Source organism: Streptomyces sp. NPDC001904, assembly GCF_040297005.1.
In the GTDB taxonomy this organism is placed as follows: Bacteria; Actinomycetota; Actinomycetes; order Streptomycetales; family Streptomycetaceae; genus Streptomyces.
The window spans coordinates 39,426-62,391 of record NZ_JBEOYI010000013.1 but is presented as its reverse complement, the minus strand read 5'-3'; the positions used below and the strand labels follow the sequence as shown (position 1 = coordinate 62,391).

24 protein-coding genes are annotated in these 22,966 nt (G+C 71.2%); 16 read left to right on the top strand and 8 right to left on the bottom strand.

Annotated features, from left to right (window positions below; genetic code table 11):
* Positions 1–8 precede the first annotated feature (8 nt).
* The 3 genes from ABT127_RS21640 (at position 9) to ABT127_RS21630 (ending at position 2,739) form a co-directional block, all read left to right on the top strand.
* On the top strand, positions 9–836 hold the full coding sequence (locus ABT127_RS21640; RefSeq protein ID WP_351452380.1) for an amidohydrolase family protein: 828 nt from the start codon (positions 9–11) through the stop codon (positions 834–836).
* Positions 837–927: 91 nt separating this feature from the next.
* Positions 928–1,914, top strand: coding sequence for an acetylxylan esterase (locus ABT127_RS21635; RefSeq protein ID WP_351452377.1), 987 nt, complete (start codon positions 928–930; stop codon positions 1,912–1,914).
* An 87-nt stretch (positions 1,915–2,001) separates the two neighbouring features.
* Positions 2,002–2,739, top strand: coding sequence for a GntR family transcriptional regulator (locus tag ABT127_RS21630; RefSeq protein ID WP_351452374.1), 738 nt, complete (start codon positions 2,002–2,004; stop codon positions 2,737–2,739).
* 64 nt (positions 2,740–2,803) lie between these two features.
* Here the strand turns inward: ABT127_RS21630 and ABT127_RS21625 are convergent, their stop codons facing one another.
* The 6 genes from ABT127_RS21625 to ABT127_RS21600 form a co-directional block, all read right to left on the bottom strand.
* A complete protein-coding gene (locus tag ABT127_RS21625) occupies positions 2,804–4,777 on the bottom strand; it encodes a right-handed parallel beta-helix repeat-containing protein (RefSeq protein WP_351452371.1) in 1,974 nt (657 codons plus the stop codon).
* Positions 4,778–4,811: 34 nt separating this feature from the next.
* A complete protein-coding gene (locus tag ABT127_RS21620; protein WP_351452368.1) occupies positions 4,812–5,735 on the bottom strand; it encodes a carbohydrate ABC transporter permease in 924 nt (307 codons plus the stop codon).
* A 10-nt stretch (positions 5,736–5,745) separates the two neighbouring features.
* On the bottom strand, positions 5,746–6,672 hold the full coding sequence (locus ABT127_RS21615; protein WP_351452365.1) for a carbohydrate ABC transporter permease: 927 nt from the start codon (positions 6,670–6,672) through the stop codon (positions 5,746–5,748).
* Positions 6,651–7,895 carry an ABC transporter substrate-binding protein gene (locus tag ABT127_RS21610; protein WP_351452363.1) on the bottom strand — a complete coding sequence of 415 codons (1,245 nt, stop codon included), beginning with the start codon at positions 7,893–7,895 and terminating at the stop codon, positions 6,651–6,653. Before ABT127_RS21610 ends, ABT127_RS21615 begins: the two co-directional genes overlap by 22 nt.
* Before the next feature lie 138 nt (positions 7,896–8,033).
* On the bottom strand, positions 8,034–10,028 hold the full coding sequence (locus ABT127_RS21605) for a heparinase II/III domain-containing protein (RefSeq protein WP_351452360.1): 1,995 nt from the start codon (positions 10,026–10,028) through the stop codon (positions 8,034–8,036).
* Complete coding sequence (locus ABT127_RS21600) at positions 10,021–11,307, bottom strand: alpha-L-fucosidase (RefSeq protein WP_351452358.1); 1,287 nt, start codon at positions 11,305–11,307, stop codon at positions 10,021–10,023. The genes ABT127_RS21605 and ABT127_RS21600 overlap by 8 nt, the downstream gene beginning before the upstream one ends.
* 127 nt (positions 11,308–11,434) lie before the next feature.
* Between ABT127_RS21600 and ABT127_RS21595 the strand changes: the two genes are divergently transcribed.
* Entirely contained in the window at positions 11,435–12,232 is a 798-nt protein-coding gene (locus ABT127_RS21595) for an RraA family protein (RefSeq protein WP_351452356.1), read from the top strand.
* A 36-nt stretch (positions 12,233–12,268) separates the two neighbouring features.
* Here ABT127_RS21595 and ABT127_RS21590 read toward each other — a convergent pair whose 3' ends face one another.
* On the bottom strand, positions 12,269–12,712 hold the full coding sequence (locus ABT127_RS21590) for a hypothetical protein (RefSeq protein ID WP_351452354.1): 444 nt from the start codon (positions 12,710–12,712) through the stop codon (positions 12,269–12,271).
* Positions 12,713–13,067: 355 nt separating this feature from the next.
* On the opposite strand from ABT127_RS21590, the gene ABT127_RS21585 reads away from it, so the two are divergent.
* Together ABT127_RS21585 and ABT127_RS21580 are read left to right on the top strand one after the other, a co-directional pair.
* On the top strand, positions 13,068–13,463 hold the full coding sequence (locus ABT127_RS21585) for an STAS domain-containing protein (RefSeq protein ID WP_351452351.1): 396 nt from the start codon (positions 13,068–13,070) through the stop codon (positions 13,461–13,463).
* Between the two features lie 52 nt (positions 13,464–13,515).
* Positions 13,516–13,938: an ATP-binding protein gene (locus ABT127_RS21580; protein WP_351452348.1), complete on the top strand. Its 423-nt coding sequence runs from the start codon at positions 13,516–13,518 to the stop codon at positions 13,936–13,938.
* Positions 13,939–13,963: 25 nt separating this feature from the next.
* Here ABT127_RS21580 and ABT127_RS21575 read toward each other — a convergent pair whose 3' ends face one another.
* Positions 13,964–14,368, bottom strand: a complete 405-nt coding sequence (locus ABT127_RS21575) for an ATP-binding protein (RefSeq protein ID WP_351452345.1) — start codon at positions 14,366–14,368, stop codon at positions 13,964–13,966.
* A 394-nt stretch (positions 14,369–14,762) separates the two neighbouring features.
* On the opposite strand from ABT127_RS21575, the gene ABT127_RS21570 reads away from it, so the two are divergent.
* The 10 genes from ABT127_RS21570 (at position 14,763) to ABT127_RS21525 (ending at position 22,919) form a co-directional block, all read left to right on the top strand.
* Positions 14,763–15,122 carry an STAS domain-containing protein gene (locus ABT127_RS21570; protein WP_351452343.1) on the top strand — a complete coding sequence of 120 codons (360 nt, stop codon included), beginning with the start codon at positions 14,763–14,765 and terminating at the stop codon, positions 15,120–15,122.
* 132 nt (positions 15,123–15,254) lie between these two features.
* Positions 15,255–15,656, top strand: coding sequence for an ATP-binding protein (locus ABT127_RS21565; protein ID WP_351452340.1), 402 nt, complete (start codon positions 15,255–15,257; stop codon positions 15,654–15,656).
* Between the two features lie 141 nt (positions 15,657–15,797).
* Positions 15,798–16,235 (top strand): SRPBCC family protein, encoded by a 438-nt coding sequence (locus ABT127_RS21560; protein ID WP_351452337.1) that lies wholly within the window; start codon positions 15,798–15,800, stop codon positions 16,233–16,235.
* 53 nt (positions 16,236–16,288) lie between these two features.
* Positions 16,289–16,825 (top strand): DUF6328 family protein, encoded by a 537-nt coding sequence (locus ABT127_RS21555; RefSeq protein WP_351452334.1) that lies wholly within the window; start codon positions 16,289–16,291, stop codon positions 16,823–16,825.
* 37 nt (positions 16,826–16,862) lie between these two features.
* Positions 16,863–17,519 carry a DUF4232 domain-containing protein gene (locus tag ABT127_RS21550; protein ID WP_351452332.1) on the top strand — a complete coding sequence of 219 codons (657 nt, stop codon included), beginning with the start codon at positions 16,863–16,865 and terminating at the stop codon, positions 17,517–17,519.
* A gap of 112 nt (positions 17,520–17,631) precedes the next feature.
* Positions 17,632–17,820 (top strand): DUF4177 domain-containing protein, encoded by a 189-nt coding sequence (locus ABT127_RS21545; protein ID WP_351452329.1) that lies wholly within the window; start codon positions 17,632–17,634, stop codon positions 17,818–17,820.
* Positions 17,817–18,482 carry a hypothetical protein gene (locus tag ABT127_RS21540; protein WP_351452327.1) on the top strand — a complete coding sequence of 222 codons (666 nt, stop codon included), beginning with the start codon at positions 17,817–17,819 and terminating at the stop codon, positions 18,480–18,482. The genes ABT127_RS21545 and ABT127_RS21540 overlap by 4 nt, the downstream gene beginning before the upstream one ends.
* A 97-nt stretch (positions 18,483–18,579) precedes the next feature.
* A complete protein-coding gene (locus tag ABT127_RS21535) occupies positions 18,580–20,646 on the top strand; it encodes a glycosyl hydrolase family 28-related protein (RefSeq protein ID WP_351452325.1) in 2,067 nt (688 codons plus the stop codon).
* A gap of 498 nt (positions 20,647–21,144) precedes the next feature.
* Positions 21,145–21,723: a sigma-70 family RNA polymerase sigma factor gene (locus tag ABT127_RS21530; RefSeq protein WP_351452322.1), complete on the top strand. Its 579-nt coding sequence runs from the start codon at positions 21,145–21,147 to the stop codon at positions 21,721–21,723.
* Positions 21,720–22,919: a hypothetical protein gene (locus ABT127_RS21525; RefSeq protein WP_351452320.1), complete on the top strand. Its 1,200-nt coding sequence runs from the start codon at positions 21,720–21,722 to the stop codon at positions 22,917–22,919. The genes ABT127_RS21530 and ABT127_RS21525 overlap by 4 nt, the downstream gene beginning before the upstream one ends.
* Positions 22,920–22,966 lie beyond the last annotated feature (47 nt).

Sequence of the window (22,966 nt, the reverse complement as noted above, 5' to 3'; positions counted from 1 at the left end):
AGCGGACCGTGATCGACTGCCATGCCCATCTGTGGGACCCGGCCCAGGGGTTCGGCTGGATCGGACCCGACAGCCCGCACCGCCGCCCTTACGGGGAGGCCGACTTGGCCGGTTCCGGCGCCGGAGTCGACGAGCTGACCGGCGCGGTCCTCGTCGAGGCGTCGCGCGGAGACACCGGTGAGACCGACGCCCTGCGCGCGCTGCGGCTGCGCCGCCCGGACCTGGTCGCGGGGTACGTGGGCAATCTGCACGTGCACGGCGACGAGGGCCCCGAACGCTTCGGGCGGCTGCTGCGGGAGTGGGGCACGACGCGCCCCAACGGAATGCGCATGGGCGGCAGTTCACTGCCGGACACCCCGGCGTCGGCCCGCGCGCTGATCCCCGTCCTGGACGCGGCGGGCCTGGTCCTCGAACTGAACCTGCACCGCGCGGCCCTGGCGTCGGCCGCCGACCTCGCGCGGCGGCACCCCGGCCTCACCGTCGTCGTCGACCACCTCGGCAATCCGCCGCACCTGGGCACCGGCGACCCGGGGGAGTGGTACCGCGACCTCGCGGAGGCGGCGGCCGCGCCGAACGTGCTGGTCAAGATATCCGGCCTGCTGACCCAGCAGCACGGCGTGGCCCCCGGACGCGTCGCCGACCTGGTGCGACACGTGGTCGACGTGCTCGGCCCCGACCGCTGCCTCGTCGGCTCCGACTGGCCGATCTGTCTGCCGCGCGGCACCCGCGCCGATTCACTGGCCCTGTCCCGCGCCGGACTCGACCGCCTGACCGTGCCGGAACGCGAGCGCGTCCTGCACGGCAACGCCGTCCGGGCGTACCGGCTGGGCTGTTGACAGTGCTCGAACGCCCCTGATTCGATTCTCTCGATGATCGATAGGCGATGACCGACCCACGATCCGGCCCCGACCTCCGCGGAGATGCCCCATGGCCCATTTCGACCTGCCCCTGGACGAGTTGGAGAGGTACCGCCCCGACCTGCCCGAGCCGGCCGACCTCGACGGGTTCTGGCGGGAGACGCTCGCCGAGCAGGAACGATTCGCCCTCGACGCGACGTTCACCCCGGTGCACAACGGCCTTGCGACGATCGACACCTTCGACGTGACCTTCGCCGGGTACGGCGGCCACTCCGTGCGCGGCTGGTTCCACCTGCCCGTCACCCGCACCGGCCCGCTGCCGGTCGTCGTCGAGTACCTGGGCTACGGCAGCGGCCGCGGCGCCCCGCACGAGAAGCGGCTGTGGGCCGACGCCGGGTACGCGCACCTCGTCATGGACACCCGGGGCCAGGGCGCCGACACGCCCGACCCCGACCCGGCCACCGGCGACATCGCCGCGCCCGGCTTCCTCACCCGCGGCGTCCTTGACCCGCGGCGCTACTACTACCGGCGGCTGTACACCGACGCCGTGCGCGCCGTCGCCGCCGCCCGCTCGCACCCGGCCGTCGACCCGGCGCGCACCGTGGTCACCGGCACCAGCCAGGGCGGCGGCATCGCGCTCGCCGCGGCGGGGCTCGTCCCCGACCTGGTGGCCGTGATGCCGGACGTGCCGTTCCTGTGCCACTTCCCGCGGGCCACCACGATCACCGATGCCGTCCCGTACGTCGAGGTTACCAAGTTCGTGAAGCTGCACCGCGAGCACGCCGCCACGGTGGCCCGCACCCTGTCCTACTTCGACGGCGCCTCGCTGGCCCGCCGGGCGGACGCCCCGACGCTGTTCTCGGTCGGCCTGATGGACCACATCTGCCCGCCCTCCACCGTGTACGCGGCGTTCAACCACTACGGTGCCGAGCGGGGTGTGGACCAGGCCGACAAGCGGATCGAGGTCTACCCCTTCAACGACCACGAGGGCGGCGGCCCGGACCACGAGGTCGTCAAACTGGCCTGGCTGGCCAAGCAGTTGGAAAGCTCGATGTGACTCCATCGATAGACGATGGGCGCGTACGATGGGCCGCATACCCGTATCCGGACCAACTGGCGTGCCCCAGCGCAGGATTGGGATTTCATGGCATCTAACGCGTCGGGTGGCTTCGTCTCCACGCTGGCCACCAACAAGGACCGGTTCCGCAAGACCCTGATCTCGGACCAGGTGTACGAACTGCTCCGCCAGGCGGTCGTGGACGGTGACCTCGGTCCCAACGACCGGGTCGTGGAGTCGGAGATCGCCCGCCGGCTCGGCGTGAGCCAGGCCCCGGTGCGCGAGGCGGTGAAGCGGCTCGCCCGCGAGGGGCTGCTGATGCACGTCCCGCGGCGCGGCCACTTCGTCGTCGAGATCTCCTCCGAGGACGCCGAGTACGCCCGCCAGGTGCGCGAACCGCTGGAGCGGCTGGCCGCGCAGCTCGCCGCCCAGCACATCACGGACGAGCAGCTCGCCGAGCTGGACGCGCTGGTGGAGCGGATGCACGAGGCGGTCGCCGCGAGCGACGTCAGCGCCTTCCGCACCGCCGACATCGAGTTCCACACCGTGGTCAGCCAGTGCGCGGGCAACCCGTTCCTGACCCGCATGTGGGAGGTCATCGAGCCGAGCCTGCGCACGCTGCGGGCCATCTCCGACCCGCTCTTCGACGGCGACTGGCAGGCCATGGCCCATGAACACGGGCGCCTGGTCGACCTGTTGCGGGACGGGGAGGCCGACAAGGCGGCCGCGGCGTTCGCCGACCACGCCGCGGGCCGCGGACCGGTGCCGGACGCGCGGGAGACGAAGAAGCCCCGCAAGAAGGCGGCCGCGGCCAGGCGCCGCTGAACCGACCGCTGGAGAGGGCCCGAGCCGGACATCCGGCTCGGGCCCTGTGCGTCTCGCCCTCAGGTCAACGGCGGGCGCCCGCCGTCCACTTGGGCGCTCCGTACTGGTACGCGCCCAGGCTCGGCGCCGGATCCGTGGACCCGTCGTTGACGCCCGGCACCGCGAGGCCCACGTTGCGGGCCGGGGAGTCGGCCGCCAGCCGGTAGTCGTGCCCGGCGGCGTCGACGAAGCGCGGGTCGACCGTCTCCAGCATGTTGTGGTCGGCCACGAGCCCACCGGCCGAGGCGCCGTCCAGGCCCTTGATCGGGCCGATGTTGTTGGCGAGGTGCGTGCCCGTGGACTGGCCGGCCTCCTTGACGTAGAAGAGCGTCATCCCGCCGGTGTTGTTGTACACGCCGTTGTCGTGCGAGCCGGTGCCCAGACCGTTCAGCATCACCGTGCCCTCGCGGTTGCCCCAGCCGACGTTGTTGGCGATGACCAGATCGCTCTGCCCGTTGTCGGCGTAGACCCCCGAGATGCCGAACGTCGTGGACGTCGTGGTCGGCGACGGGTCGTGCAGCACGTTGTGGTCGATGGACGTGCCCATCATGTACGCGCTGCAGCAGGTGTAGACCGCGGCGACGTCCAGGCTGAGCCGTGCGTACCCGGAGATGTCGTTGTACGCGATGGTGTCCTTGCCCGGGGTGAGGCCGTCCACGGTGTTCCACTGCAGGTTGATGCCGCTGCGGCCGACCCGCGAGATCGTGTTGTGGGTGACCGTCTGGCTGTTGCCCTGCACCGCGACACCGGCCGCGTAGGTGCCCATGTAGTCGACGTCGTGGATGACGTTGTCGGTGGCCGTGTTGTTCTGGCCGCGCAGCGCGACCCCGTTCCCGGCGCTCAGTGACAGATCGCTGTTCACGATCTTGTTGTACGTGCCGTCGAGGACGATGCCGGTGTCACCCACGCCCCGTGTCACCGTCGACCCGCAGTCCGTCGCGCCGCGGGTGATGTCGGTGTAGTGCGACAGGTAGGTGCCGGTGAGGCCGTCGAGCGTCACGCCCGTGCTGGTGGCGCCCGTCCTGATCGTCGTCGCGAAGAGCTTCAGGCCCTTGACGGTGGTGTGGCTCGTGTTCGTCAGGTCGAAGCCCAGGGTGCGCCGCTTGACCTGCACCGTGTGGTTGTCCGGGTCGTCGTCCCCGTACACGTACAGGCGCTTGGCCGTCGGGTCGTAGAACCACTCGCCGGGGTGCGCGAGTTCACCGATCTTCCCGGACAGCGCGTACCGCGTCTCCTTGGGCACGACCTTGTGGACGCACGGCGGTGCCACGTCGAGGGTCACCGAGCCGACCGCCGAGCTCTGCACCGTGCCGGTGGCCGAGACGTACCAGTAGCCGGTGAGGGCTCGCGCGCCGTCCCAGTACCCGGCCGGGCGGGTCAGGGCCGCGTCGGCGATCGTGGCGTCCGCGCTGCCCGTACCCGCGTACTGGAGCGTCGGGTTGAGCAGGTCCAGGCCCGGATAGGGCCATTGGGCCTCGACGTCCATCTTCTTGTCGGTGAACACCTGCACCGTGGACACGTCGGAGCCCAGGTCGACGTCGGTGCTGTAGATGTGGCCCGCCGCCACCGCGTCGCTGAACGGCGAGTCGGCCGCGTACGGATCGCTCTGCGCGATCGCGGTGACGTCGGCGGCGGTGACCGGGGCGAATCCGGTGACCTTCGACGCGCCGTTCACCGTCACGTCCGCGCCCACCGCGGCCCGGTAGATGATCGGCTGCGCGGCGGTGCCGGAGCGGGCCGGGACGACGGTCTCCTCGTAGCTGCCCGACACGATCTCGCACGTGTCACCCGGCATCATCACGTCGGCGCACTTCTGGATGTGCCGGAACGGGTTCGTGGCGTTCGTCCCCGCGTTGGCGTCGTCGCCGTAGGGGCCGACGTAGTAGGTCGTGGCCGCCTGGGCGCCCGCCGGGGCGGCCGCGGCCGGATGGCCGGCCGCGACCACGGTCAGCGCGGTGAGCAGGGCGGCTGCGGACAGATGTCTCCATCTCCTGGGCACAGCGTGATCCTTTCTTCTGAGGTCGACGAGGAGGTCAGCCCTTCACGGCACCGACCGTGAGACCGCTGATGATGTGGCGCTGCATGTAGATGAAGAAGATGACGACGGGCGCGACGGCCAGCAGCAGGTTCGGGAACACCTTCGTCAGGTCCGTCGAGTACTGGCTGATGCCGGCGTAGATCGCCGTCGTCACCGTGTAGTGCCCGGAGGACGGGCTGAGCAGGATCTGCGGCGACACGAAGTCGTTCCAGATTCCTATGGAGTTGAGGATCAGCACGGTGACCACCGCCGGACGCATCAGCGGGAAGATGATGGTCCAGAAGGTGCGGTAGCGGCCCGCGCCGTCGATCGTCGCCGCGTGGTCGATGTCGACCGGGATCGTGCGGATGAACCCGACGAACAGGAAGATGCTCACCGGCAGCGTGGACGCCACGTCGTGCGCCACCAGACCCGTCACCGTGTTCGCCAGGCCGATCTCCCGCAGGACGTAGATCACCGGGATGATCACGGCCGCGCCGGGGATGAACGTGCCCGCGAGGAAGTACAGCAGCACCAGCTGCGTGCGCTTCTTGAGGCTGCGGGCGATCGCGTACGCGGCCGGTCCCGCCAGCAGGACGCACAGCACGTCCACCATGACGACGAGGAACAGCGTGAAGCCGTAGCCGCCGATCACGTTGAACTGCGGGCTGCTGATCGCGGCGCCCATGTGCTCGAAGGTGAGGCCGCCGAGCGGGATCGAGAACGGGTTGTCGAGGATCTCCGCCTGCGACTTGAACGCGTTCACGACCAGCAGATAGATCGGCACGACCATCACGACGAACAGCACCCCGAGCAGCACCCAGCGCACCGGCGAGCGGCTCTCCTCGCGCTCGGTGCTCCCGCCGTCGTCCTGACCGGCGGGCCGGGCCTTCGGCCGCTTGCGGGCAGCCGTCTCGGGTTCTGCCTCTAGTACCACCACCACCGGCTCCTCACCGACCTGTCGCTGCCTGGTCCTGGCGGTTGCGCAGCGCCGTCACGAAGAGGGCGAGCACGGCGGACACCACCATCAGGAACACGGCCTGTGCGGTCGCGTAGCCGACTTTGGTGCCCTCGAAGGACCGGGCGAGAATGAGATACGTGAACGTCTGCGTCGAGCCCGCGGGGCCGCCGCCGGTGAGGCTGACGACGATGTCGTAGGCCCGGATCAGCCCCACCAGGTTGAGCACCGTCGCCACCGTCACCACGGGCGCGATCATGGGGATCACGACCCGCAGGTTGATCTGCCGCCTGCTGGCGCCGTCGATCGCGGCGGCCTCGAGCAGTTCGGCCGGGACGGTCTGCAGCGCGGCCACGAACAGCACCACGTTGAACCCGAAGCCCGCCCACACGATGACCCCGATGAGGGAGATCACCGCGAACTTCTCGTCGAAGAGGAAGCCGACCGGCTCGACTCCGAACTTGGCGAGGGTGTTGTTGATGGCTCCGTTCGTCCCGAGGATCGCCGCCCACAGATAGCCGAGGATCAGTGCGCTGATCACGTGCGGGAAGTAGGCGACGGCCCGGAAGAAGGAGTTGGCGCGCGAGCGGGCCTTGAGCGCGAGCGCGTAGACCAGCCCGAGGCCCACCATCAGCACGGTGCCGGCCACGGCGATCAGGCCGGTCACGTACCAGGCGTCCGACGAACTCGGGTCGTCGAACAGGTGCTTGTAGTTGTCGAGTCCGATGAACGCGGCGGTCGAGAAGCCGTCCCAGTCGGTGAGGCTCAGATACACCGCCACGCCGACCGGCACGACCGTCATCACCGTGTAGAGCAGGACCGCGGGGCCCATCATCCCGAAGGAGAGCGCCGACTCACGCAGCCGGGCCCTGCGGCGCACGCGCCGCTGTGCGTCGGTCAGCCCTGCGAGTTCCACCACTTGTCCAATCCGTCGGCGACGTCCTTGGCGGACGCGCCCGTGTACAGGGACTGGACCTGCTTGTTCAGCTCGTCGCTGTACCCGGCGATCGGCTGGTTGGCACCCGACTTCACGATCACCGACGGTGTCTTGTCGAGGATCTTCTGCACGGAGGTGCCGAGGCTCGACATGGGGTACGTGAAGCCCGGGCGCAGATTGCCGTCCGAGGCCAGCTGGCTCTTGATGGCCTTGGGGTTCGTGGTCGCCCACTTCACGAAGTCGACGGCCTCGGCCTTGTGCGGCGACTTGTTCACCACGACGTACGGGTTGGAGATGTTGCCGAACTGGCCGGACGGGTAGGCCCCGTCGGTCGGCATGGAGAACACCCCGATGTTGTCGCTCTTCTTCGCGGCGTCGGCGGCGGGCACGAAGAACGAACCCATGATGTACATCGCCGACTTGCCGTTCAGGAAGGCGGTCTGGCCGTCCGCGTAGGTGACGCCGAGGGCGCTCTTCTCCAGGTAGCCCTTGTCGATCCAGCCCTTGTACCGCTTCAGGTAGTCGACGTACCCGCTGTCGGCGAAGGAGACCTTGCCCGCGGTGCGCCGGGCCGTCCACTCGGGGTCGTCGGTGAGGACGCCCGCGTCGGCCATCATCGAGAACTGCGAGCCGGTCACCCACTGGCCGGCCGTCTGCAGCGGCTTGAGGCCCGCGCTCTTCAGCATGCCCATGGCCGCCGTGAAGTCGTCCATGGTGCGGATCGTGGTGGCGTCGAGTCCGGCCTTCTCGAAGGCGGCCTTGTCGTAGAAGACCAGCGACTGTATCTGCTCGCCCACACCGGCCACGTACCGCTTGCCGTCCACGGCGTACTGGTCGGCGAGCGGGGTCTTGGCCGTCCACGCCTCGTCGCTCAGGTCGGCGAAGAGCGAGGCGGTGTCGGCGGTCGGCACGATCTGCTGGGCGACGTCCGGCGGGTCGCCCGCCGCGAGGTCCTGCCGCAGCTTCGCGTCGGCCGAGATGGTGCCGGTCAGTTCGAGCTTGACCGTCACCCCGGGATGCGCCTTCTCGTACCCGGCGAAGAGGTCGTTCCAGTACTTCTCCGTCAGGTTCGGCGTGATGTTCACGATGACGCGGAGGGTCGTGCCCCCCGCGGCCTGGTCGGATCCGCCGCCACAGGCGACGGCCGACGCCATCACCAGGGGAGCCACGGCGAGTCCGCAGGCACGGCGCCACATTGTTCTCATCGGGACACGCTCCGTTGCGTAGTCGTGAATAATCGATAGGTGGTGTGCAGTCGCAGGCTTCCCGGTGGAGCAGGGGATGGGAGGTGGCCCGAGGGTGGGGGAAGACGGGGACGGTGCCCGCGTCTCAGCGACTATCGTCTATCGATTGCTGATGCTAGGACGGGCACTTCGGTAGTTCAAGGGTGCTGCAGCAACCAACCACCGTACGCAGAGCCCGCCTTGGCTCCCCGGGGTGCGCACGGTCAGCGTGAGGCGGGTCAGCGACGTCCCCCAACTCCTGCTCAGCAGCGGGTCGTCGAGCCTTCTGCGCTCGACGGTGGCGGTGGCCGCGCCGGGTTCCCAGCGCATCTCCAGGCCGCGCCCGCCGTCCGGAGCGGTCACCGTGGCCCAGCCGTCCCCGGCCTCGACGTGCCCGGCCAGGACGTGCCGCAGCGCCACCTCGGGCGGCCCGTCCCGCCAGCGGTCCTCTACGCTCACGTACGCGGCCGGGGTGCCGCCGGACGTCCGCGTCAGGCCCGCCGTGCGGTCCCAGCGGGCGACCGTGCCCGGCGGATAGGCGGCGCTCAGCTCGGCGCTCAACCCGGCTCGCTCTGCGCTGAGTTCGACATCGACCTCGCCCGCCCGGAACGCGGCCCCCGGGACCTGCCCGACGCCGCCCGGCTCCGGCACGTTGTGCCAGGCGCTGGTGAAGGGCCAGGCCGCGTAGCGGTCCGGGCCGAAGGTCTGTGCCGTGTACGTGGGCCGGCCGACGTCGACCACCAGCGGCCGTCCGTCCACCGCCACCCAGTACGAGCCGACGTCCAGATGGTTGTGGTGCTCCCCGTTGTGGCCGGCCTTCACCGCCAGGGTGAGCCCGTCGGTGCTCCCGGCCGCCTCCCGGGCCACCAGGACCTGCAGCCGGGGCAGCCAGGTCTCACGGGCCGGCCAGGACGCCTCCGGCGCGGTCCCGGTCACCGCCCGGCACCACTCCGGATCGGCCAGCGCGGTCAGCGCCCGGCCCAGACCCGCCCGCGGGGGAGCGGCGCAGCCCTGGTGCCGTGCCCCCGCGAGCGCGTGCGCCACGGTGTCCGACTGCCCGAGCCGCCCACCCCAGCGGAACGGCACCTGCCAGGGCTGACGGGTGTCCAGCCGGGCGGGCGCGTCCCCGACGTTCACGTACCGGTCGGCGCCGAAGTGCATCCGGCGCGGATACTTCAACAGAGCGCCAAGGAGCGGAAGTTCACGGGCGTCGAGCGACGGCCCGCCGGCCTCGGCGAGCAGATCGAGGATCTCCAGGAGCCGGCAGGCGCCCGCCCACCAGTAGGAGATGCCCTCGTCGATGCCGCCGTCGTCGGGCAGCACGCGGACGTAGTGGTCCAGGCCCTCGACGATCAGGGTGACGAGCCGGGCGCGGCGCTCCGCGGCCCCGGCGCTGTCGCAGAGCAGCAGCGCGGCGGCCAGGACCGCCCCATGGATCCACGGATTCCAGTTGTTGGCGCCGCCGTCCACGCCCAGCCACGCCCAGTCCCTCCGGCGCTCGAACGGTCTCAGTAGCCGGTGGTCCACCTCCCGCCGCAGCCGCCGGCGCAGGCCCGGCGCGCGGCGGTCGAGGTGCGGGCCGAGCGCGTGGTCCGCCCAGGCGAAGAGCATGGCGACCTCGGCGGCGCCCAGGTCCGGGTACGGATCGTCGGGATCCGGCACGACCTCACCGCGGGCCGCCGCGAACCGCTCGTGCGGCGCCCAGCACCAGGTGCTCGCCTCGGCGAACGCCACGAGGCCGTCGACCGCCGCGTCCAGGCGCGGGCAGGCGCCGGGGTCCGGGTCGGCCGCGTCCGCCGACTCACCGGTCAGGACCGCGGCCAGACACAGCAGGGAGACCCGCTCCTGCAACCGCCAGGCCGCGTCCTCGTACGCGCCCCGGTCGCCGTCACGCAGCGCGCGGGCCCAGGCGCCGGCCGTGAGCCGGGGCGCCGGACGCCCCAACTCCTCCTCGGCGTCGCTCAGTACGCGCTCGCGCAGCGCGCCCGGCACGGCGTCCCACACATCGCGGCGGGTGACGTCCGGTACCGGAAGCCGCCCGGCAGGGTCGGTGAACGCCCCCGCCGGGAGGGGGAGCAGCCGCGCGCTCAGCGGGCCGGGTACGGGCTCACGCATCGCCGTCGCCGGCGGTCAGCTCCAGCTCGATGACCGGCAGGGGCACGTCCGGCCGGGCGATCGGCAGGGTCAGCGTCAGGGTGCCCGCCGGCTGGCTGTGCGGCGCCAGGTTGTTGTGCTCGGGCGGCGCCTGGTCGATCTCCTGGAAGCGGATCTCGGAGCCGTCGTGCAGGAACTGCGCGTACCGCACCCGCCCGGCGAGCCCCGGCAGATGGAGGTGTTTCAGCGGCCAGGCGAGCAGATGCAGATAGAGGTACCGGCCGCGCCGGGTGTACAGCGCGCCCGGCGGCGGCGCGTAGGCGCTCGGCCCGGCGCCGCGCACCGACCGGATGTTCAGCGCGCTCCACTCGGCGATGGCCCGCAGCGTGTCGCGGGCGCGCGGGTCCAGGGCGCCCCGGCCGGTCGGGCCGACGTTCAGCAGCAGATTGCCGCCGCACGCCACGGACTCCACCAGCATCCGCACCAGCAGCGCCGGGTCCTTGTAGTCGTGGTTGTCGCGGTCGTACCCCCACGAACCGTTGAGCGTGTGGCAGGCCTCCCAGAGCACCCGCTCGCCGTCGCGCTCCAGCGGCCGGTCCGGCTGGTACTGCTCGGGCGTCACGTAGTCGCCCGGGACGCCGAGCCGGTCGTTGACGAGGATGTCCGGCTGCAACTCACGGACCACCGACATCAGTTGCTCCGCTCCCCACGCGTCGGCCCCCTTCTCCGGATAGGTGAAGTCGAAGAACAGCAGGTCGATGTCGCCGTAGCCGGTGAGCAGTTCGCGTATCTGCCCCTCCATGTAGGAGCGGTATCGCGCCATGTCCCGCGGCTCCCGCTCGGCGTCCGTGCCGCGCAGCGGGTGGTGCTCGTCGACCGTGAAGTCCGGGTGGTGCCAGTCGAGCAGTGAGTAGTACAGGCCCACCCGCAGCCCCTCGGCGCGCATCGCGTCGACGAACTCCCGGACCAGGTCACGGCCGGTGGCCCGGACCGAGGTGTAGTCGGTGAGCGCCGAGTCGAACAGGCAGAAACCGTCGTGGTGCTTGGTGGTCAGCACCGCGTACCGCATGCCCGACTCCCGCGCCGCCCTGGCCAGTTCACGCGCGTCGAAGAGATCCGGGTCGAATCGGTCCAGGTAACGGTCGTACGCCTCCTGCGACATGGCCTCCCGGCTGCGCACCCATTCGTGCCGCGCGGCCATGCTGTACAGGCCGAAATGAACGAACAGACCGAACCGCGCCTCCTCGAACCACGCTGTACGGGACGGGAGTTGGGGCGGGTCGTTGAGGGGACCGGGCACGGCGGGCTCCTGACGCATGAGCGGGGTGAACAGCATTGACAGCACTAATCGATTGGCTGTTATCTACCATCGATAGGCGATGATGTCACTGGCGTTGCGTGCGACGAGCGCGCGGAGAGGCACGTGCATGCACCCGACTGGGGAGAACCACGGCGGCTACGAGTCGATGCGGGCGCCGGTCCACACCGCTTCCTACCCGCGGCCCACCGCACGGATGGTGGAGGCGCTGCGGGACGTGAGCGCGGCGACCGCCTGCGCGAAGCTGCACCAGATGGGCATCACCCGGACCTTCATCGACGGCCCCGTGCCGCTGCACCGCGAGCCGGACGTCAAGGTCACCGGCGGCGCCGTGACCCTGCAGTTCCTGCCGCAGCGCGAGGACGTCTTCAACGGCGCGGAGCAGGAGGACATCGAGCGCAAGACCCCGCTGTGGGGCGTCCTGGAGTCGGTGCGGCCCGGTGACGTACTGGTGATCTCGGCGCACGGCAGCCACTTCACCGGCTGCCTCGGCGACATGCTGGTGCGCTACTTCAAGCTGCGCGGCGGCGCCGGCATCGTCGTCGACGGGCGGGTGCGGGACGCCGCACGGATCAGGGCGCTCGGCGTCCCCGTCTGGTGCACCGGTGTCACCCCGCACTACGCCTCGCAGACCGAGCTGTTCCCCTCGGCGTTCAACGTGCCGGTGGGCGTGGGCGGTTCACTCGTCACGCCCGGCGACCTGATCGTCGCCGACGAGGACGGCGCGGTCGTCGTCCCGCAGGACAAGGCGGTGCCGCTCGCCGAGGACTCCCTGCTGCACCAGGACCGGGAGGCGTTCGCCCGGCTCCGCCTCGACCAGGGCGCACGGCTCTCCGACTACTACCCGCTCAGCGGCGACAGCCTGACGGAGTACCGCGCCTATGTGGCGAGCCGCGCCGCCGACTGACCGGTCTTCACATACCTATCACCCCGGGCACACGTGTCATTCTCGTAGGCGCGTGGGGTGACTCACACCTGTGTCGCCGGGTGTGTGCACACTGAACCGTTCGGCCGCCGCCCTGGCGTTCGTCGTGGTCCACCTGGTGCGCGGCCAGGACTCCGGGAAGGGCGCCGACAAGGCCGACCCGGCCACGCCGAGTCCCGAAGAAACGACCGATCCGCTGCAGGGGCTCGGGTGGTGGCCCCTGCACGGGTCGGGCACCGCGCGGGCCACCTCGCCGGGCGGCAGTCCGCTGCCCTCCGCCTCGGTGCCGAGCTGCAGCCCGGCCGCGACGACGAGATCGCCACCCCCGGCGACGCTCTTGAAGTCGGACCGGTCGCCGGAAGCGTGGTGGAGCGTCGCGGAGTTGCCGATCAGATCCGCGATGTTCTGGAGCTCCCTCGCCGTGTCCTTCAGGTCCTGCACGGGAACGCTGATGCGGCCCATCGGTCTCTCCTCTCCTGTTCCGCCGGTCCGGCCCCGCTCTCACGAGGGAGAGCGGGGCCGGACAGCGCGGGACACGTCAGCCGATGGCGCCGGAGGTCTGGTCGTCGGTGTCGACGAAGGCGTCGGCCCCTCCCGCATCTCGTCCGGGCTGATCTGGATGTTGCCGCCGGCCATCTCGGTTCCTTCTCTCGTCTCGGGTCGCCCGCGGCCACTGAACCGCGCACACCGGGCTCTACGGTGCGCCTGGTCAGGTGGTTCACGCCTGTTGCCGAACAGTGACGAAACCCGCTTCCGGTCCGTGGCGGGGGGCCGGCCGGCGGACGCAGCCCTCCGCGACGAGTGGAATAATGCGCGTATGCGTGCGTCCTTGCAGGTCACCGTCTACTGCGATCCGCAGCTGTCGACGATCGTCGTCGCCGGGGAGTGCGACGAGGACTCGGAGTACCTGCTCACGGACGCGCTCACGGAGGTCTTCGCGGTCGAACCTCGCGTCCTCGAGATCGACGTGAGCCGGGTGGAGTTCGGCGACTCCACCCTCCTGCACGCTCTGCTGCAGGCATGGCAGACGCAGACCGGCCGTCGACGTCGACTCGTTCTGCGCAGCCCGCTCGGCGACGCGGTCGACCGGTTGCTGACCCTCACCGGAACCATGGACATCTTCGCGTCCTGCGTCGAGGACGGGGAGGGGCCGGAGAGCGGTTCCCCGGGGGATCCCGGGGCGAATCTCGGAGGGCACGAACGTGCACGGTGAGGGATTTGCGCAGACCGGTGGCGCTCGTGGCCGACCGGGGCAGGAGAGCGGCATGAGGACAGAGCACGCCGGCAGCCTGGACGCCGTCCCTGCGGCTCCGCTCACCCTCTCCGGAGCGGAAGCGCGCGCCCTGGTCCGCCGCGCGGTCCTCAGCTGCCTGGACGGCGAGTCCCCGGAGACGCCCACGACGCGGCACCTGATGGCCGAGGCGCAACTGATCTGTTCCGAACTGGTGTCTAACGCGCACCGCCACGGCGGGGGTCTCTCCTGGTTCGAGGCACGTGCCCACGGCGGTCACGTCGTGATCGAGGTGGGCGACCGCAGTGCCCGTATGCCCCTGTCACCTCTGCGGGACGCCACGGTGCCGGGCGGCTTCGGCTGGGACCTGGTGCAGCGACTGGCCGAGCGGGTCGAGGTGACGATCCCGCCCGACGGAGCGGGGAAGATCATCCGGGCGGTCGTCCGCATCGCCTGACGCCGACGGCCGTTCGCGTCGGCGGTCAGAACTGCGGCGCGAGCGGCAGTGCCAGTGCGGCCGTGACCGTCTTGCCCCATGCGTCCGTGGTGACCTGGAGGCGCGTGCACAGGCGGTGCGCCATCTCCCAGCCGTAGCAGCCCGGCCGGCCCGCCTCGGGAGGCAGGGCGCGCGGACTCGTACCGCTGGCGTCGCTGACGCGCAGCTGAAGTTCCTTGCTGTTCAGGCGGATGCTGAAGCGGGTGACGCCTCCCGCGTGCCGGAGCGCGTTCGCCGTAAGCTCGCTGACCACCAGCAGGGCGTCGTCGCGCAGGCGCCGGGCCTGCGGCAGCGGAAGGCCGCCGCACACCTCCGTCAGCACCGAGCGGAGCTGAGATCTGGCGTCGGCGCTGCTGATGCCCCGCGTCTCCGTCGCGCTCGCGACGACCATGGCGACCTCGCTCTCTTCCCTACGGGCTCGGTGGCGGCCGGCGGCCCTCTGTCCCCACCCCTGCCCCGCATCGCCCGCCCCACACGGCCCGGGTGCTCCTGCGGCCGCGCGATGTGGCACCGGAATCCGTCATTCGCTCGTGTCATCGGCGCAAGTGCGGGCAAGGGCAGAACATGAACACGCACCCCGCCGCCCTCGAAGAGCAGCCGATGCCGATGGATGCCTTCTGGCTCCCGTCGCCGCTGCACGGCACCGACTGCATGTGGTGCGGCCTCGCGCGCGGAAGTGAGCAGCCTCATGGCGGGGCGCAGGGACCGTCGGTGTCCCAGGGGACCGAAGGCGGACAACCGATGCCCGGTGCCCCGGCCCACACGGGTGTGGAAAAGTACGAGTCATGACTTCAGGCAGAAGCGACACCCGCGTCGAGCAGCACGGAAGCGTCACCACGGTGGCGGTGTCCGGTGAGGCGGACCTGCACAACCTCGCAGAGGTCGTCGAGGCGTTCGCCCAGGCTCTGCACGACCCGCGGACCAAGGGCACCGTGATCGATCTGTCGGATCTCACGTTCGCCGACAGCGTGCTCCTCAACCAGCTCCTCAGGGCACAGGCCGACCACGGCGCCGAGGGCAGGCCGCTGCGTATCGCCGGCCCGCTGCACCCCGGCGTCGAGCGCCTGCTCCACATCACGGGGGCCGACGAGATCCTCGACGTCGCGGCGGACGTCGAGACCGCCCTGCGCGAACTCGGCGGGTAGCCGCGGGCGCGACCGAGCCCGCGGCAGTGCGGAGCCGCCCGTGTGCCGCCGTTCAAGGCGGGCAGGCGAAGCGGAAGCACGGCACGGACGGAACAGGGAGAACACGGCCGACACGGAGGAAAGGTGCTGGGGATGGCGAGCCCGCCCACACACGGGACCACGGATCTGACCTGCCCCGAAGCGCGCAGTCACGTCAGAGCGGTACTCAAGCCCTTGTCCGACACGCTCCCCGAGGCACAGGCCGCGCTGCTCCAGCAGGACGCCTGCCTGGTCACCAGCGAACTGGTCACCAACGCGATGCTGCACGGGGGCGGCGTCAGGGACTTCGACGCCGGTCTCCAGGGCCACGTACTGACCATCCGGGTCGGCGACCGCTCCACCACCCCGCCGACGCCGCGTTCCCCGGCGCCCGCGGTGCCCGGCGGACACGGCTGGCTCGTCATCCAGCGGCTCAGCACCGGTGTCACGGTCGAACCCGACGCACACGGCAAGACCGTCCGCGTCACCATCGACGCCTCCCGCATGTCTGCCTGAGCCCCCGCCGCACTCCGTGATCCGAGAGGCGTGCGGCAGCGGAACCCGGATGCGTGTCCGCGCCCCGAGGGGGTACCGAAGCAGCGTGCCGCAGCCCGGAGAGACCGTGGCCCACCTGCGGGACCGAAAAGGGAGGCTCGTATGTCCGCGTCGCTGTTGGAGACCGTCGATCTCGACGCACCCGTCGCCGTCGCCTGGGAACTGTGGAGCGACGTCTCCCGGTGGCCCGCCTTCCTGAGCCATGTCCGGCTCGTGGAACGGCTGGACGAGCGCCGGTTCGCCTGGCAGCTCGAACTGCCGGGCGCCGACAAGAACTTCGTCGCGGAACTGACCGAGGTCGTCGCGGAGGACCGGATCGCGTGGCGCACCGTCGAGGGCGTGGAGCACGCCGGGGTCGTCACCTTCCACCGGCTCAGCGCGACCACGAGCCGGGTCACGCTGCAGATCGAGTACGACCCCAAGGGGTTCCTGGAACGCCTCGGGGCGCTGACCAACCTCGACTCCACCCTGGCCAACTACGACCTCGGTGAGTTCCAGAAGCTGGCCGAGACGGCGGCGCGGGAACAGAAGTCCGGCTGAACCGGTATCCGGCGGAACCGGGGGCATCCGAGGTGTCTACGAAGGAGGCACCGATGAGCGCGGACGAGAGCGCGAGACGTGGGACGGCCCGGGAGGACACCCGGGAGGAGGCGCACGAGCGGGTCAACCGGCGCTGGGCCGAGGTGCTCCAGGAGACCCGCGTCGCGCAGACGGGGGTGCAGATCCTCTTCGGCTTCCTGCTGAGCGTGGCCTTCACCTCGCGCTTCGACCGCCTCGGCACCTTCGACACCAACGTCTACGTGGCGACCGTGCTGCTCGGAGCGGCCGCCACCGGAGCCCTGATAGCCCCGGTGGCGCTGCACCGGCTCCTGACCGGCGAGCGCATGAAGGACGACCTGGTGACGGTGGCCGGGCGCCTGATGGTGACCGGCCTGGTGCTCCTGTCGCTCACCATCAGCGGCACGGTGCTCCTGATACTCCACGTGGTGCTGCCGGACCTGCTCGCCGAGGTCTTCGCGGGAGCGATCCTCGTCTGGTTCGCCCTGTGCTGGTACGGCCTTCCCCTCTACCTCAAGAAGCGCTCCGCACGCCGTGCGCGCAGGACGCCGGAAGAGCCGCCCGGCGGGTAGGACGCATGTCCCCGGCCGCTGCGGACAGGCGATTCCTATGGACGCGACAGCGAAAAGCAGGAAGACGAGCCTCTGCGCGGCGGCCCTGATGACCGTCGGCGTCGTCGCCGTGACCGCGTGCGGCGCCGACGACGGCGGCGGGAAACAGGTCCACGCGACACCGCAGGGCCAGGCATCGGCCGCGACGACACGGTCCACCGCACCGTCGGCGGACGGGTCCGCCTCCGCGGCGGCCACCTCCGCCACCGGCACGACCAGGACGGACGCGCAGCCCGCCAGGGGCAGCGACTGCACCACCGACGACCTGAAGGTCGCGCTGAAGCCGACGGGACAGGAGATGAACAGCAAGTACTTCGACCTGACCCTGACCAACACCACGGACGGGACCTGCGCCCTGAAGGGCTACCCCGGCCTCTCGCTGACCGACGGCGCCGGCAAGCGCATCGGCAAGCCCGCCACGCGATCGAACAACGGCAGCGTGCGCGACGTCGTGCTCAAGGCGGGACAGGCCGCCCACGCGGTGGTGCAGACCCCCGACCGGGGAGTGACGGACGGCAAGTGCTGGGCCGTGCCCGCGCGCGTCAAGGTCTATCCGCCGAACAACACCGCGTCGCTGACCACGGCCGCTCCCCGCACGCTGGAGGTGTGCGGGAACACCTTCACCGTCGGGCCCTTCACCGCGCGGGCGCTCTGACCCGGAGGGCCGGCGCGTCCGTGCCTCCGGGTGAACGGGGCGGTCCCGGTGCCGCCGGAGCGCCACAGCCGGGTAGGGCAGATGAGTCACGACCTGAAAGGAGCTGGGACGCATGGCCTCCTGGGAGTACAAGGTGCTGAAGTACAAGCTGAGGATGAAGGGCTTCGACTACGAGCAGATCGAGCAGGACCTCAACGATCTCGGAGCCGAGGGCTGGGAGGCGTTCAGCACGATCGCGCCCAGCTACGGCACGGGCCAGGCCGTCGAGCTCGCCGTCGCGGTGAAGCGCCCCCGCCTGTGAGTGCGGCGACCCGCAGGGGCCGCCGGCTGCGCTTCGACGGCTGGATCGCGGGCGTCGGCACGGCCTCCGGCACCCGCCTGGTCGTCGGGTACTGGCCTCGGTCGCCCTGGGGCGCGTTCGCCGACGTGATGGCCGAACACCCCGACGGACAGCGCGAGTTGCTCGCCCCCACCCCTCGGGTCGCCGACTTCGTGGCGTCCACCTACACCTTCGACACCGTCACCCACTGCCCCGTGACGGTCACGCCGTCGGCCACCGCGTGGCGGGTGACCGCCGGGCCGCTGCGGCTGACCCTCACGCCGGGGCGCCGGGACCTCCTCGGCCACGTGCTGCGCACCGTCCCGCGCCGGGTCGCCGTCGAGCCGGCCTGGGCGGCCGCGTGCGACCTGCCCGCCCGGTGGCTGATGTCCGGCGTCCGGACGCGCGGCAGCGCCGGGGGAGGGCGGCGCGAGTGGTACGCGGCGCTCGACCACCACCGGGTCACCGCCGTCGACGCGACATGGGACGGCGCAGGCCTCGGGCCGCTGCGCGCGGTGGACCCTCCCGTCCGCTTCGGATTCGGGTCCGTGCCGCGCGGGCCGTCGCTCACCCGGGTCGTCTCCACCGTGGAACTGCCGCCCGAGCACCCTCCATCCGCGCAAAATCTCAACAGAAGTACGTAGATTGCTGATTCGGCGACGAAAACTCTTCGCTCTTCTCTTGTGGGAGCGGCCACGGCCGCCCTACTGTCACCGCACCCGTGAGAGAAACGAGGAACTGATGTCGTGGTACAGCACCCGCGCGGCCGCGGGACGGCTCGACGTCCCGCCGCGAAGACCCGCCAGGATCGCCACCGTGCTCGTCGCGGTGTCGGCCTCCCTCGGCCTCACGCTGGTCGGCACCGACGCCGTGGCCCGGCCGAGCAGCGACGCCCGGCCCGTCGTGACCCGCGCGGGCCTCGACCCCGCACTCGTCGCGGGCCGCGGCGCCGACGTGCCCTTCGCCGAACAGGAGGCGGAGAACGCCTCGACGAACGGCACGGTCATCGGCCCCGACCGCACCGCGTACACCCTCCCGTCCGAGGCGTCGGGACGCAGCGCCGTCAAACTCCGGCCGGGCCAGTACGTCGACTTCACCCTGCCGCGCACCGCCAACGCCGTCACGGTCCGCTACAGCATCCCGGACTCCGCGGGCGGGGGCGGCATCACCGCACCGCTGGACGTCTCGGTGAACGGTGCGCGGCGCGCCTCGATGACCCTCACCTCGCAGTACTCGTGGCTCTACAACCAGTACCCGTTCAGCAACGACCCGCAGGCGGACCTGCTCCACCCCGACTGGTGGATCACCGAGTGCCAGTGCGTGCCGAGCGCGACCACGCCCGCCCCGGCCGTCGACAAGCCGTTCCGGCCGAGCCACTTCTACGACGAGCAGCGGCTGAAGCTGGGCCGGACCTACCACGCGGGCGACACGGTGCGCCTGAGCGTGCCCGCCCGCACCCCGGCCGCCTGGACCGTGATCGACCTGCTCGACTCGGAACTCGTGGCCCCGCCGCGCGTCGTGCCCGTCGCCGCGAACGTGCTGGCCTTCGGCGCCGATCCGCTGGGCCGCCGCGACTCCGCCGACGCCCTGGACAAGGCCATCGCCTTCGCCCAGCGCAAGCACCTGAAGGTGTACGTCCCGCCGGGCACGTACAAGGTCGACCGGCACATCGTCGTGGACGACGTGACGATCGTCGGCGCGGGCAGCTGGTACACGGTCTTCAAGGGCCGTGAGGTCGCCCTGAGCACCCCGGCGCCGGACGGCTCGGTGCACACCGGGGTCGGCTTCTACGGCAAGGACGCGGCGGACGGCGGCAGCAGCGACGTCCACCTGTCGGGCTTCGCCGTCGAGGGAGACGTGCGCGAACGGATCGACACCGACCAGGTGAACGCCGTGGGCGGCGCGCTCAACGACTCCACCGTCTCGGGCCTGTACCTGCACCACACCAAGGTCGGCCTGTGGTTCGACGGCCCGATGCACGGGCTGCGCGTCACCGGCAACGTGATCGTCGACCAGATCGCGGACGGGCTCAACTTCCACACGGGCGTGACCGATTCCACGGTCTCCGACAACTTCGTGCGCAACACGGGCGACGACGCGCTCGCCATGTGGTCCGAGAAGACCGGCAACGCGCGCAACACCTTCGCCCGCAACACCGTCCAGACCCCCGTCCTCGCCAACGGCATCGCGATCTACGGCGGCACGGACAACACCGTCACCGGCAACCTGATCGCCGACCCGATCAGGGAGGGCAGCGCCATCCAGGTCGGCTCCCGCTTCGGTGCCGAACCGTTCACCGGACGGCTGGACATCACCGATAACACCACTGTGCGCGCAGGCACGTTCGAACTGAACTGGCGGATCGGGCTCGGCGCCATCTGGTTCTACGCGCTGGAGAAGGACATCGACGCGGACATCCGGGTCACCGGCGACCACTTCCTGGACAACACCTACAACGCGGTGATGTTCGTCTCCGACTTCCCGGTGAAGGACAAGTACAAGATCGAGGGCGTCCACTTCAAGGACATCCGCGTGGACGGCACCGGCACCTCGGTGCTCAGCGCCCGCGCGGCCGGCTCCGCCTCCTTCGAGAACGTCGACGCCCGCAACGTCGGCGCCGTCGGGATCAACAACTGCGGCTCCTTCAACTTCCCCTCGACCGGCTCGGAGTTCTCCGTCAAGGACCTCGGAGGCAACGACGGCGGCGGCACCACCGGCCCCTGGCTCGCCCCCTGGGAACTCCCCAACACCATCACCTGCGACGACCGTCCCCCGGTCGTCGCCCCGCCCGCACCCGGAGCGTGGTGACAGCACTCCGCCCCTCCCCGAGGCCCGACGAGCACCCTGCTCGTCGGGCCTCGGCCTTGTGCGCGCGACGACGAACGGCCGAAATCGGCGCCGTGCCCGAACGGACATCTGCGCGCCGCCTATCCCCGAATTCGGGCACGATGCCCCACCCCGGTGCGCCGAATTGAATGGGCAGAGAGCGTGATCATGCGGTTACCGAGCGTCATGACGCTATTACAGCGCCCCTTCTCCATCGGAATTCCAAGGCCGTCCGCCCTCGCCCTCCAAAGCGAACTGCTGATGAATTCCGGGCTTTTCCGGACCGCTCCGACCTCGTAGGAAGCATCATCGAAGGCCCCAAAGGGGCCTCGGTGAAGCCGACTTGTAAAATCTGCGCATCTTCTGAGGTTTTAGGCAGTCGGCTATTCCTAGGATGGCCGAGTGCCTCACCGCAGGCCCTTCCCGCACCGGTCTGCGTGAGGCACTAATCCCCCACCCATGAGCCGTTCAGGAGCAAGCATGCGCACCGCTCGGACCTCCTCATCCCTGCGCGAGGCCACCGTCGCGCCCCGAAGAACGCCGGCGCACCCGTCCGCCGGGCCCGCCTCGTCCACCGGCGTACCGCCCGCCGAGCCCCACCGCGCGCGGCTGCTGCGCTACGTGCTGCGGCTCACCTCGGGCGACGCCCACCGGGCCGAGGACATCGTGCAGGAGACCATGCTGCGGGCCTGGCTGTCCTGGGACCGCTGCACCCACCAGGACGACGAGCACCGCCAGGCATGGCTGTTCACCGTCGCGCGCAACCTCGCCGTCGACGCCCACCGCCGCGAGCGCTGCATACCGGTGGGGGCCGTGCCCGAACCGCTGCTCACCCGCCCCGCAGGCACGGACATCGCTGACAACGTGGTCAACCGTCACGTCATCGCCCAGGCCATGGCGCGGCTCTCGCTCGAACACCGCGAGGTACTGGCCCGGGTGCACCTCGGCGACGAGTCGGGCGAGGACACCGCACGGGCCCTCGGCGTGCCGAAGGGCACCGTCAAGTCCCGTACCCACTACGCGCTGCGGGCCCTGCGGCGGGAGGTCATGGCCGCGTGAGGAACGTCGACCCCTTCGCGTTCTTCCGCGCGCACCAGGACACGATCTACCGCTGGCTCGGCGTGGCCGGGGTGCTGCTGCTGATCTTCCTGCTGCTGCGGATCGTCGCCCGGCGCCTGGGCGGCTGGCGGCGCGCGTGGCACCGGGCCCGGCGCGAAGTCGCCGTGACCGCCTACGCTTTCGTGGCACCGGTCCGGACCTGGCTCGTCCACCGCCGGGACCGCGCGCTGCTGCGCCGCCTGCTGGGCGACCCGGTGACGTGGCGGGACGCCGAACGCGCCCTGACCGCGGCCCGCCTCGCCGCCGCACCGGCCCGTCCCTACGCCGTCCTGGTGGGGACGGATTCGGTCAGGGTGCTGCTCGCCGGACGGGACGTGCCGGACCCCACGGGCTGCTGGCACGAGGTCACGGACACGGCCGGAGAATGGCGGGCGAGCCGCGACGAACTGCCCCTGGTGACACCGGAGGCCGACGCCGTGCCCCCGCTGCTGATCGCGCTGGGCGCCACCGACACGCAGGCGGCGTTCCTGGACGCGGCGACCGGTCCTGCCTCGCTCTGCATCGAGGGCCATCCGCAGGCCGCGTCGCCGCTGCTGCAGGCCATCGCCGCACAGCTCGACGCCCGGCTGCCCGCCTCGCTCGTGGTCGTCGCCGAAGGCGTCCACCGCGACTTCGACGGCCCACCGGTGCGGGAGGCCTACCGCACGGCGGAGGAGGCGCTGCCGCGGCTCAACATCCCGCCCTTCCTGATCGCCACCGAACTGCCCGACCCGCTGCCCGCCGGCCTCGCCTCACCCCGCCCGCCGTGCCGCGTCGTGCTGCTGGGCGCCGGGCGCGGCCACACCCGGACACTGCTCACCGACCGCCACGGCCAGGTCCTGCTGACCGGCACACCGCTGCTGGTGCGGGCCAAGGCGCTGGGCCGGGCGCTGCCGAAGGTGCTGTGGCGGCTGCCCGCCGTCCTGCCGCCCGCGCCGATGGGCTCGCCCTCGCCCGAGCGGCAGAGCACCGACCTGTTCGAGGAGGAGCCCGCGGCGGCCTGGACGGCGGAGCCCGGCGCGAGCGTGCCCCCGCCGTGGGAGGCGCCCGCCGGTGTCCCCGCGCCCCAGGAGGCGGGCGCCGCGCGCCAGGCCCCGCTCCCGGCACCCGCACCGGTGCACTCGGCTTCTCCGCCGCGGCACAGCCCGGGCCGCTGACACCCGGCCCGGGCCCCGCTGTGCTTCCCCACCCGACCGCGACCCCG